This is a genomic window from Flavobacterium sp., from assembly GCF_043760115.1.
GTDB lineage: Bacteria > Bacteroidota > Bacteroidia > Flavobacteriales > Flavobacteriaceae > Flavobacterium.
The window spans coordinates 25,492-37,582 of sequence record NZ_JAYUPK010000169.1; the positions used below are offsets into that span (position 1 = coordinate 25,492).

Sequence of the window (12,091 nt, forward strand, 5' to 3'; positions counted from 1 at the left end):
ATGGTTGATAAAAAAGCTCAAGCCAATTGCTTCTAAAAATTAAAATCCTAAAATTAATTTAGCAATAGAAAAATAAATTAATATGCCACAAATGTCATTGCTGGTTGTAATAAATGGTCCAGTTGCAAGTGCTGGATCGACACCGATTTTGTCTAGCAATAATGGTACAAATGTTCCTAATAATGAGGCGATTATGATTACTGAAATTAATGCTGTAGTGATAGTTAAAATGATTTTTGTGCTTGCGCCAAGTAAAAAATAACTTCCTAAAAATAGTATTATAGCAAGGATTACTCCGTTTAATAAACTTAGTGAAACTTCTTTTATTAATCGGTTAAAAAGCGAACCGCTAAGTGTATTATTTGCCAAACCTTGAACAATTATTGCCGATGATTGTACACCAACATTACCTGCCATTGCCGCTATTAATGGTGTAAAAAAGAATAATTCTTTGTGGTTTTTCATTGCGCCTTCAAACAAACCTAACATGTGAACGGAAATAAATCCGCCAAAAAGTGCCAAGACTAACCATGGTAATCGTGCTCTTGTTAGGTCGAGAATACTATCATCTGCTTCAACATCTTGCGAAATTCCGGCTGCTAATTGGTAATCTTTATCGGCTTCTTCTTTCATTACATCAACGATATCGTCAATGGTTACACGACCAACTAATCGTCCCATTTCGTCTACAACTGGAATGGCTTCTAAATCGTATTTTTGCATTATTCGTGCAACCTCAACATTGGGTGTATGTACTTTTACGTAATCTACTTTTTTTATATAGACTTCGCTAATGTGTGTTTTGGTAGATGTTGTGAGTAAATCTTTTAATGATAATCGACCTTTTAAACGGTTTTCATCGTCTACAACATATATTGAATGTACGCGCGTTACGTTTTCTGCTTGGGTTCGCATTTCTTTAACGCAAGTAAGAACTGTCCAGTTTTCGTTAACTTTTACGAGTTCTTTTTCCATTAATCCGCCAGCTTCATCTTCGTCGTAACGTAGTAAATCTACAATGTCTTTGGCGTGTTCTAAATCTTCTAATTCTGATATTACTTCTTCTTTTTTGCGTTGTGGCAATTCAGAAATAATATCGGCAGCATCATCTGTATCTAATTCGTCAAGTTCTTCGGCAATTTCTTTGGCAGATAAGCCACGAAGTATTTTTTCTCGTAAATCTTCTTCAAGTTCTGGCAGAATTTCTGCGGTAACTTCACTATCAAGAATTTTAAAAAGATAGGTTGCTTGGTATGGTTCTAATTCTTCAAAAATTTCGGCAATATCAGCATGGTGCATTTCATTCAACAAAACTTCAAGTTCTTGATCGTTTTTTTGTTGAATAAATTGCTCTATTTGAACTAAAAGTTCTTTGCTGATTTTAAACTGCATTGGCTTCTATTTTTTGAGTAAGATCTATAAATTGTTCTACCGATAATTGCTCTGGTCGAAGGTCAAATATAGTATCTAATCTTAAATTATCGGACAAATTTAATGCTTTTAAACTATTTCGCATAGTTTTTCTTCGTTGTTGAAATGCCATTTTTACAACTGTATAAAGCATTTTTTCATTACAAGCCAATGTAAAATTTTCTTTTCTTCGCATTCTTAACACGCCAGATTTTACTTTTGGTGGCGGAATAAAAACGGTTTCGTCTACTGTAAAAAGATATTCTACATCATAAAACGCTTGTGCTAAAACTGATAGAATTCCGTATACTTTACTTCCTTTTTTAGAGCAAATTCTTTCGGCAACTTCCTTTTGAAACATTCCTGCAAATTCTGGAATTTGACTTCGATATTCTAAAGTTCTAAAGACTATTTGGGTTGAAATATTGTATGGAAAATTTCCAATTATGGCAAATTGTTTTCCTTCGAAAATTTCGTTGATGTTGTAGCGCAAAAAATCTTTAGCAATGATTTTGTCTTTTAATTTTGGAAAATTATCCTCTAAGTAAGTTACCGATTCGGTATCGATTTCTATTACATAAGTAGTTACTGGTTTTTCCAATAAATATTTGGTTAAAACTCCCATTCCTGGACCAATTTCTAATAAATCGTTGTAACCTTCAAGATTTAAGGTGTCTGCAATTGCTTTGGCAATAGATTCATCTTTTAAAAAATGTTGTCCGAGGTGTTTTTTGGCTTTTACTTTTTCCATTTATGCTGAATTTATTTCAGTATCTTATTCTTATTTACTTTTAAGTCGCTAAGTTTTTTCTCGCAAAGGCACAAAGCGGTTTGTTTTAAATTTAGAAATTAATAATTTATACTTTAATCATTATTTCTTGGTTTAATAATTATTTGAAAATTATCTTTATTCTTGTCAATTTTATTTTTTACAGGAAATTTAATTTCCATCATTTAAAATTTAAAATTAATGTTCAGAAACCAATTCTAATTCGGTTCTAAAAGCTAACATTTTATCTCCAAATAGTGCTAAACCTTCGTCTCTTAATCTTGGCGCATCTTCATCGTAATATTTTTGCAAAGTTTCCTTAGTATCGGTTGTATATTGAATAGAATATGTTGTTCCGCCCATTTCTTCTTCTATTAAAACCTTAACCATTCTTGCAGACGAAAACTTTCCTGTAGCAAGTACATCTGCAATGTGTTTCGTTTGCATCCATTGCATCCATTGGTCATGAACGCTTTCGTGAATGTTTATTGTTACGTTGTAAATTATCATATTGATTTCGATTGTTGATTAACGATTTTAGATTTCAGATTTTTTATAGAATTAATTATGTTCCTTCGACTGCGCTCAGGATGACAAAATTGATATTGAATTTTGAAATTGAAATTAATTTTTGACATATAATTTTTTGTGTTCCTTCGACTGCGCTCAAGATGACTAAATTTCTTAAATTTTTGAAATTGAAATTGATTTTTGAAATTGTCTTTTGAAATTGATTTTGAAATTGAAATTAATCAAATATCCTTATCGCCACGAAGTTTCCTATATTTTTTTTGCGATTCTACAAAGAAAATACTATCTGCGTGATTCATAATTATGGATTCATAAAGTGGTTTTGCCTTTTCAACATCGTTTAATTGATTGTAAATTTCTGCCGAATAAAAATTGGCTTCATCAATGTAAATGCATTCTTTATGATTATCAATAATTTGTTTGTAATGGGATAAAGCTTGCGGAAAATCGTTTAACTTTTCATAGATTTTTCCAATTCTAATTAATGTTGCAGGTTCAATTTCTGATCCTTTATTCTCTTTTAAAATTGCTTGAAAAGAGATTAATGCTTCTTGTTTTTTATCTTGAAAGACCAAAAAATCAGCTTTAGCAAATTTCTTTAATGCTACATGAAGTGAATCTTCGGCTTTACTGTCGTTTAACAACAGAAATAAATCTAATGCGTCGTTGGCAATTAATTGTGTTGAAGCCGATTTTAATACTTTTAATTGATGTTCTGCCCAATCGAAATCGGTTTTGTAATAACTAGTTTTAGCAATTTTTAAGCTTGCTTCTTGACCAATTGGACTGTTATTAGATTCGTTTTCTATTTGAGAATAATACAATAATGCTTGATTAAATTTTTCTTCAAATAATAAAATATCTGCCAATTCCATTTTGGTTTCGGCAATTTGATTAGGTTTTAAAGGCATTTCTAAAGCATTTTTTAGAATTGTTTTTCCTTCTTCGGCATTTTTTAAATTAAAGGTTACAAAATGTGCTTTTAGTTTTAAAAGTGATAATGAATATGGACTAACGCCAAATTCTTTTATTAAATTATCCAATTCTGTATTAATCGCAACAAAATCTTTTGGCTGCGCTTTTTTAATTTTCATATCTATTAAATAGGAATGCGATTGAATTTGTAAATCTAAATCTTTAGTGTTTTCTAAAACAAATCCTAAAATTTCTGTTGCCGTTTCGTCATCATTTTCTTCAATTGCAAGTTGACCTAGATTTACAATATTAGAAAACGATTCGGGATCACGCTTATAAATTGCTTTTTCTTGAATAAATGCTTTTCCGTATTCTTTTATTTGAACATAATACCAACTTAAATATTGATTCCAAAAAATATCTTGTCCTTTTTGAACTCTAACTAATAATGCTTTTTTCAAGGCAGTATTAAAAGTTTCACTCGCATCTTCTGTCATAAAACGAGACAATTGATTTTGAATCATTATCGAATTTTGAGGATTGTTTTGAGATTCGGTTAAGAATTTTTCAATCATCATATCAGTATCGCCTTTTTGACCATAAAGCAATGCCATTTGAAAATTAAAATTAAACTTTGGTTCTAAATCTATTGCAATTTGATATGCTTGAAGTGCAAAATCTATTAGCGCTTTACGTTCAAAAACATAAGCGATATTATATACTTCATTTGGCGTTTTTCTGATTTTATCTAAAGCAAGATTGTACTGTTTATTGGCTTTATCTTGCAGTTTTTGTAATTGAAAATTATAACCAAGTTCAACTAAAAGACTACCTTGTTTGTATTTGTCTAAACGATCTTGAATACTTTTTTCGGCTTTTTCAAATTGTGATAATTGCTGATAACATTCAATTGTTTTTTGAAAATAATTAAAATTATTGGGTTGTGCTTTTAGTAATTCTTCAAAGGCAATTTGTGCTTTTTCAAATTCGCCTCTATCAAAATAGTTTTGCGCCAATTGTTCTGATTGCGATTGAACAAAAAGCGAAAGCGATAAAAACAATAATAAAAGTATTTTTTTCATACTTAAAAATTAATTTCTGAATCTGCTGTTAATTCTTCTAGATTTAGAAGTTTATTTATTTTAATATTTTTCCAAACAGTTATTGGTTTACTTTCTTCAAATTCGTTTAATCCAGTTACCAACTGTTTCTTTTTTGTTAAGAAATTGATGCTTTCAGTATTTTTTTCACCACTAGCTCTATGAAAATTCCAACTGTCATAACCAATTAATTCAAATTTGTTGTTTTGAAATTTGAATTTAAAAACTTTATCTGAAACTTCCCAACTTCCGCAACTCAACCAATATCTTAAATTTATTATTAAAATACCATTTATAATTTCCATTCCGCCATCTTGCAAAAAAGAATCTGCTAAACAAGTACTTTCTGCATCATTTTGAGATGGAATAAAATCTTCATTAACAGATTGAAGCTTGTAACCTAGTTCATTTTTAAATAAAATTAATAAGAATCTTGGGTTGATATTTAATGTATCGCCACCTAATCCATCATTTAAAATAAAATTTTCTTTGGCTGTATTTTCTATTACAAATGCAACATCTTTAATCTTATCTTTATTTAAATCGCCATCAGATTTATATATTATTTTCCAATTTTTTGGAACAAATTCTTCAATTGTCTTGCCTTGTTTTATAATTAAAGAATTATATTCTTGCGATTGAACAAAAAGCGAAAGTGATAAAAACAATAAAATAAAAAGTTTTTTCATAAAATAACTTTAAAATACAATGTACTAAAGTAACACATTTTGTGCCAGTTTAGTACATCGATAAAATTTATTAACTTTTAATTAATTAGTCAATACTATCGAAACCTGTATATTTACGTAACACTTCTGGAATTACTATTCCGTCTGGTGTTTGATAATTTTCTAAAATTCCGGCAAGAACTCTTGGTAATGCAAGTGAACTTCCGTTTAATGTGTGTGCCAATTGGTTTTTTCCATCTTTATCGCGAAAACGCAATTTTAATCTGTTGGCTTGAAACGTTTCAAAATTTGATACTGATGAAATTTCTAACCATCTATCTTGAGCTGTTGAAAAAACTTCAAAATCATAAGTCAATGCTGATGCAAAACCCATATCGCCACCACAAAGTCGTAAAACTCGGTATGGTAATTTTAATTCGTCAAGAATTTCTTTCACGTGATTTACCATTCCTTCAAGTGCTTCATACGATTTATCTGGATGTTCTACACGTACAATTTCTACTTTATCAAATTGATGTAATCTGTTTAATCCTCTAACATGTGCGCCATACGAACCTGCTTCGCGACGAAAACATGGCGTGTAACCTGTACAAAGAATTGGTAAATCATTTTCTGCAATAATTACATCTCTAAAAATGTTGGTTACCGGAACTTCGGCAGTTGGAATTAAATATAAATCATCAGTTGCATCATGATACATTTGACCTTCTTTATCTGGCAATTGTCCTGTTCCATAAGCAGAAGCTTCGTTTACCAAATGCGGAACTTGATATTCTAAATAACCAGCATCTGTATTTTTATCTAAAAAATAAGTAATTAAGGCACGTTGTAATTTGGCACCTTTTCCTTTATAAACAGGAAATCCTGCGCCAGTAATTTTTACACCTAATTCAAAATCAATAATGTCATATTTTTTTACCAATTCCCAATGTGGTAAAGCTTCGCCATGCAATTTAGGAATTTCGCCAGATTCAAATACGTTCAAATTTTCTTCTGGTGTTTTTCCAAAAGGAACGATTTCTGCAGGAAGATTTGGCAAAAGATACATTTTCTGAGTCAACTCGTGGGTTAAAACTTCTAATTTATCTGAAGCAGCTTTACTATTTTCTTTTAATGAAACATTTTTAAGTTTTAAAATTTCTGCTTTAGATTTTTCACCATTTTTCATTAAATCACCTATATCTTTAGATAATTTATTGGATTCTGCAAGAGAATTATCCATTTCTGCCTGAACGCTTCTTCGACTTTCGTCTAATTGCACAACTTGTTCAACAAGTTCTTTGGCATCCATATTTCTTTTTGCCAAAGCTGTAATTACTTTCTCTTGATTTTCTCTAATAAATGCTATCTGTAACATGACTTAATTTTTATAAGGAAGCAAATTTATGAAATTGCTTTTTATTAATTCAATAATATAAAATTTAAAGTTTAGATTATAATTGCATCTATTATAGAAATTTAAACGTATATTTAAGATATGTTTATCAGTTTGGCTTTAATATAGTTAGTATATTCGCAAAAATACTGCTCAATACCATGAAAAAATCCTATTTTATATTATTTATCTTATCAATTTCATTTTCTTTTGGACAAAATCATAGAAAAGAGTTTGATGATATGATTACTTCAGAAATGCATTCTGCATCTAGATTACTAAATGTTGTTGTAAATCCGAATACGTTGAATTATGATATTACTTATCATAAATTAGAATTTACAGTCAATCCTGCAATTTACTTCATATCTGGCAAAGTAACTACAACATTTACAGCTTTAGCAAATATGAATACCGTAACATTTGATTTAGCAAATCCTATTGTGGTTTCTTCTGTAAAGAAGAATAATACCAATTTAACTTTTGTTCAAAATGGCAATAATGAATTGGTTATAACATTACCTACTTCGCTTTCAATTGGAAGTTCTGAAACAGTAGAAATAATTTATTCTGGACAACCACCAGTTTCAGGATTTAGTGCATTTGCATCACAAACTCATAATGGAACACCAGTTTTATGGACACTTTCTGAACCTTTTGGAGCTAGAGATTGGTGGCCATGCAAACAAGATTTAAATGATAAAATAAATTCAATTGATGTTTACATTACTGCTCCAAGTCAATACGTTGCAGTTTCTAATGGTGTTGAGCCAGAAGCGCCAATTTTAAATGGTACAAATAAAACTACTCATTTTCACCATGGTTATCCAATTCCTGCCTATTTAATATGTATGGCAGTTACAAATTATACTGTTTATACTCAAACCGCAGGAAGTGGCGCAAATACATATCCAATAGTAAATTATATATATCCAGAGAATTTTACTCCTGCTGTACAAGAACAATTAAATCAAACACCTTTAATTTTAGATTTTTTTTCAAATTTATTCGAATTATATCCGTTTAGAAATGAAAAATACGGCCACGCACAATTTGGTTGGGGTGGAGGAATGGAACATACTACAGTTTCATTTATGAATAATTTTAATAGAGGATTAATTGCTCACGAAATGGCGCATCAATGGTTTGGCGATAAAATAACATGTGGAACTTGGAAAGACATTTGGTTAAATGAAGGATTTGCAACTTACCTTGCCGCACTAGTAATTGAAAATTTTGATGGAGCAGAAGCTTTTGTTGCCGAGAAAGAGTATATGATAGGAAATATTACTTCTCAAACAGGCGGAAATGTATATTTAACAGATACACAAGCTGCAAATGTAAATAGAATTTTTAGCGGACGATTAACCTATAACAAAGGTGCGATGGTGTTAAACATGCTTCGATTTAAACTTGGAGATGCTGTTTTCTTTCAAGGTGTTAGAAACTACTTAGCAGATACTAATTTAGCTTACAAATATGCAATTACTTCTGATTTTAAATCACATATGGAATTAACATCTGGACTGGATTTAACAGAGTTTTTTAATGATTGGATTATAAATCAAGGTTACCCAACATATTTAATAACAGCTCAAAATTTTGGAACAGGACAAGCTAAAATTACAGTTAATCAAACACAATCTAATGCTAGTGTGAGCTATTTTGAAATGCCTGTTCCTGTTAGATTATATGATGTAAATGGAAACTTTTTAGATGTAATAGTTGAAAACACATTTGATGGACAGGAATTTATAGTTAATGTACCATTTCAAGTTGTAGATGTAATTTTTGATGTTAATCAAAATATAATTTCTAAAAATAATACGTTTACTTTAACTAATTCTGCATTTGAATTAGAAAATGCAATTACAGTTTTTCCAAATCCAGCTTTTAATGAATTAAACATTCAAGTTCCTAGTGATTTAGAAGTACAAAATATAATTGTTTTTAATTGTTTAGGTCAAAAAGTTTTAGAATCAACCAAACTAAATTTCTCAGTTTCGCAACTTTCTACAGGAATTCATTTTGTTGATATTGTGACAGATAAAGGTGTTTTTCATAAAAAAATTATAAAAAAATAAGCAACGGCAAGAAAATTGATTAAAAGTAAGGTGAAAACCTTACTTTTGCTTTTTAAAAATATTTCACATTACATATTAAATGATACAAACTGCACAAATTATTTTCATTTTATCAGTATTAGTTATACTTCACGAATTTGGACATTACATTACAGCAAAAATTTTTAAAGTTAGAGTAGAAAAATTCTATCTATTTATGGACGCAGGATTTTCTTTAGTTAAGAAAAAAATTGGCGATACTGAATGGGGAATTGGTTGGCTACCAATTGGTGGTTATGTAAAACTTTCGGGAATGATGGACGAAAGTATGGACAGTGAACAATTAAAACAACCAGCACAACCATGGGAATTTAGATCTAAACCAGCTTGGCAACGATTAATAATTATGTTGGGTGGAATATTTGTGAATATAGTTTTGGCATTGGTAATATATACTACACTATTTTCTACAGTTGGACAAAAATATATTTCACTAGAAAAAGTTCAGAAAGATGGTTTGGCTTATGGTGATGTTGGTCAAAAAGTAGGATTTAAAAATGGAGATAAAATTGTCTCTATTGATGGAGAGTTTATTCCAGATTTAAAATATGCCGTTATGGGAGTTTTATTTGGAGATAATATAAAAGTAAATAGAGATGGTAAAGAAATTAATCTACACCTAACAGATTCTCAAAAAGGAGAAATTATTAGAAAAGAAGGTAAAAGTTTTATTCAAGCAAGAATAAAATTAGATCAAATTTTTATTGATTCTATAACAAATTCAAAATCTACTAGCTTAAAGAGGTTTGATAAAGTTTTAGGAATTAACGAAGTTAGATATACCTATTATGATGAAGTTCTAAATGAATCAAAATTACATAAAAATGATTATATAAATTTATTAGTTAACAGAGATGGAAAGGATTTGAATATCATGATTAAGACAGACTCTCTAGGAACATTTACTGGAAATAATATTTTTATTAACCAAAATTATAATTTATCTGATTTAACAATTAAAGAAATTCAAAATAACGAATCTTTAAAATCTGGTGATATAATTATTTCTGCAAATGGTAAAATTTCGAATATTGATTTTAAAAAACAATTAGAAGAAAATAAAGGAAAATCCATTCTACTAAAAATTAAAAGAGATAATAAAACAATTAATGTAGTATCAAAAATAAATAAATCAGGGAAATTGGGTATAAAATTTGACAATTCTAAACTCGATAAGTATACTGTTGTGAATAAAATGAGTTTTTTTAATTCAATAAATGAGGCAGTTCGTCTGTCTTGGAGCCAAATCATTTATAATATTAATAGTTTTAAATTGATTTTAAGACCAGCAACTGGAGCTTACACTCAAGTAAAAAGCCCAATTGGAATTGCAAGAATGCTTCCAGACGAATGGGATTGGGAATTTATTTGGGGTTTTACAGCACTATTTTCAATCGGTTTAGCATTTATGAACCTACTTCCTATTCCTGGATTAGATGGTGGACACGCACTTTTTACAATTGTAGAGATGATTACGGGTAAAACTTTAAATGAAAAAGCTGCAGGTTATGTTCAAACCTTTGGAATGATTATCTTACTGAGTCTAATGGCTTTAACATTCGGAAAAGATATTTATCAATTGGTTGTAGATAAACTTTTATAAATAAATATAATTTTTTTACTTTTTAATTTGTAAAACGTAAAAAACATATTATATTTGCAACCGCTTAAACGATGATAATTTATCTAAAAGCAACCAGAAAAGTTCTTAAAAAAATTAAAATATACAGTTTCCTTCTTAGCTCAGTTGGTTAGAGCATCTGACTGTTAATCAGAGGGTCCTTGGTTCGAGCCCAAGAGAGGGAGCAATTTAAAAGTCTAGCAGAAATGTTAGACTTTTTTTGTTTAAAAAAACTGTTAATCAGAGTTCCGATAGCTATCGGAATTGGTTCGAGACATAATAGACAACAATTTAATAGTCTAGCAGAAATGTTAGACTTTTTTTGTTTAAAAAATTAATTTTAATTTTAATAAAACCCTTATACAATAAAGTCCATTCACTTTTGTAAACAGATTTTGTTGTTTTATAAAACAGAAATAAAAATTCAAACTTTTTCTTCAGTCTAACTCATAAAATAATTGTGTAAGAATTTTATTTCTTTATAGTGAAAATGTTAATTGCAAAACGTTAGATAAAAGTTCACTATTTAAAAACCTATGCTTCATCCTTAGTGTTCTTTACCAAGCTAATTCCAGATACAAAAAACACAATTCCTAAAACTCCATAAATAATAAGAGATTTTACATTGTTGGTCTCGCTAGAAGGTTGAGCAAACAACATTGCTGTATAAATCATTCCGCCAATACCAAGTAAGGTAAGAATAAAACCAAAAGTACGTTTCAAATTCATAATACTAATTTTTAATAGTTAGAAATAAAGCAATTGCATTTGCAAAGCAACATCAAAGATATTTCTAGCTTCAATAAATTATATTACACAATTAAAAAATTAAGTTGTAAAATTCTATAAATAAATTATTGTTTTGGCAATGGCGCACCAACAGCAACAGCACAAACGTGACCTTCTTGTCCGTGTGGCGGATTCATTCCTGGCGCAGTTACAACAGGAGTTGTTGGCGTACTTGTAGTTATAGTAGATTTCCCATCAGTATTAAAACTCATTGGCGAATTTGGAACCGTATTTGATTGAGGCGAAGCTTGAACTTGTTGAACAGGCGACACGGATGTACTAGCAACAGGAGCTTTTTTTACAGCAGAATTTAATGGCGCACCAACAGCAATTCCGCAATTGTGACCTGGTTGACCATGCGCAGGATTCATTCCTTTGGCAGTTGCAACTGGTTGTTGTACTTGTTGCACAGCAGTTGTAGTTTGTTGCATTGGCATACCCGAATTTTGTCTCATTATAGTATTTGGATTTGCTCCAGTTGCATCTGGTTGTATTGGCTGAACCATCGATGCGCTTGCCGAAGCAACACTATCTGTTGCAACAAAGGCTGTATCTGTAACTGTAGTTTCACTTTCTTCTGTAACTTCAGTGGCGTCTTTTTTACAAGAACTTAACCCCAACATACTTATAACCAATAAAGCAACTAACTTTTTCATAATACTATTTTTAAGATTTCAAATATAGTTTTTTTTATGATTGGAATTTTATTGGGTTTGTTAAAAATGAAGTTCTGTATTTTTTTATTAGACTAAATCTGAATTATTTACTT

The 12,091-nt window shown here is 29.8% G+C and carries 10 protein-coding genes and 1 tRNA gene; 3 read left to right on the forward strand and 8 right to left on the reverse strand.

What is annotated here, in order from left to right:
- Positions 1 to 39: 39 nt before the first annotated feature.
- The 6 genes from mgtE to serS form a co-directional block, all read right to left on the reverse strand.
- The gene (mgtE, locus tag ACH2BC_RS14325; protein ID WP_395054822.1) at positions 40 to 1,392 is read right to left on the reverse strand and encodes a magnesium transporter; all 1,353 of its coding nucleotides are present in this window, start codon (positions 1,390 to 1,392) and stop codon (positions 40 to 42) included.
- The gene (gene rsmA, locus ACH2BC_RS14330) at positions 1,382 to 2,161 is read right to left on the reverse strand and encodes a 16S rRNA (adenine(1518)-N(6)/adenine(1519)-N(6))-dimethyltransferase RsmA (RefSeq protein WP_395054824.1); all 780 of its coding nucleotides are present in this window, start codon (positions 2,159 to 2,161) and stop codon (positions 1,382 to 1,384) included. The genes mgtE and rsmA overlap by 11 nt, the downstream gene beginning before the upstream one ends.
- Positions 2,162 to 2,377: 216 nt before the next feature.
- Entirely contained in the window at positions 2,378 to 2,689 is a 312-nt protein-coding gene (locus ACH2BC_RS14335; protein WP_395054826.1) for a DUF4286 family protein, read from the reverse strand.
- A 242-nt stretch (positions 2,690 to 2,931) separates the two neighbouring features.
- Positions 2,932 to 4,707 (reverse strand): tetratricopeptide repeat protein, encoded by a 1,776-nt coding sequence (locus ACH2BC_RS14340; protein WP_395054828.1) that lies wholly within the window; start codon positions 4,705 to 4,707, stop codon positions 2,932 to 2,934.
- A 2-nt stretch (positions 4,708 to 4,709) separates the two neighbouring features.
- A complete protein-coding gene (locus tag ACH2BC_RS14345; RefSeq protein ID WP_395054830.1) occupies positions 4,710 to 5,414 on the reverse strand; it encodes a hypothetical protein in 705 nt (234 codons plus the stop codon).
- A gap of 85 nt (positions 5,415 to 5,499) precedes the next feature.
- Complete coding sequence (gene serS, locus ACH2BC_RS14350; protein ID WP_395054832.1) at positions 5,500 to 6,771, reverse strand: serine--tRNA ligase; 1,272 nt, start codon at positions 6,769 to 6,771, stop codon at positions 5,500 to 5,502.
- Between the two features lie 179 nt (positions 6,772 to 6,950).
- On the opposite strand from serS, the gene ACH2BC_RS14355 reads away from it, so the two are divergent.
- The 3 genes from ACH2BC_RS14355 (at position 6,951) to ACH2BC_RS14365 (ending at position 10,718) form a co-directional block, all read left to right on the forward strand.
- Entirely contained in the window at positions 6,951 to 8,873 is a 1,923-nt protein-coding gene (locus ACH2BC_RS14355) for a M1 family aminopeptidase (protein WP_395054834.1), read from the forward strand.
- A 79-nt stretch (positions 8,874 to 8,952) separates the two neighbouring features.
- Positions 8,953 to 10,515 carry a site-2 protease family protein gene (locus ACH2BC_RS14360; protein ID WP_395054836.1) on the forward strand — a complete coding sequence of 521 codons (1,563 nt, stop codon included), beginning with the start codon at positions 8,953 to 8,955 and terminating at the stop codon, positions 10,513 to 10,515.
- A 129-nt stretch (positions 10,516 to 10,644) separates the two neighbouring features.
- Positions 10,645 to 10,718, forward strand: a tRNA-Asn gene (locus ACH2BC_RS14365).
- Between the two features lie 349 nt (positions 10,719 to 11,067).
- On the opposite strand, the gene ACH2BC_RS14370 is transcribed toward ACH2BC_RS14365, so the two are convergent.
- Both ACH2BC_RS14370 and ACH2BC_RS14375 read right to left on the reverse strand, forming a co-directional pair.
- Positions 11,068 to 11,262, reverse strand: a complete 195-nt coding sequence (locus ACH2BC_RS14370) for a hypothetical protein (RefSeq protein ID WP_395054838.1) — start codon at positions 11,260 to 11,262, stop codon at positions 11,068 to 11,070.
- A gap of 125 nt (positions 11,263 to 11,387) precedes the next feature.
- Positions 11,388 to 11,978, reverse strand: a complete 591-nt coding sequence (locus ACH2BC_RS14375; RefSeq protein ID WP_395054840.1) for a hypothetical protein — start codon at positions 11,976 to 11,978, stop codon at positions 11,388 to 11,390.
- Positions 11,979 to 12,091 lie beyond the last annotated feature (113 nt).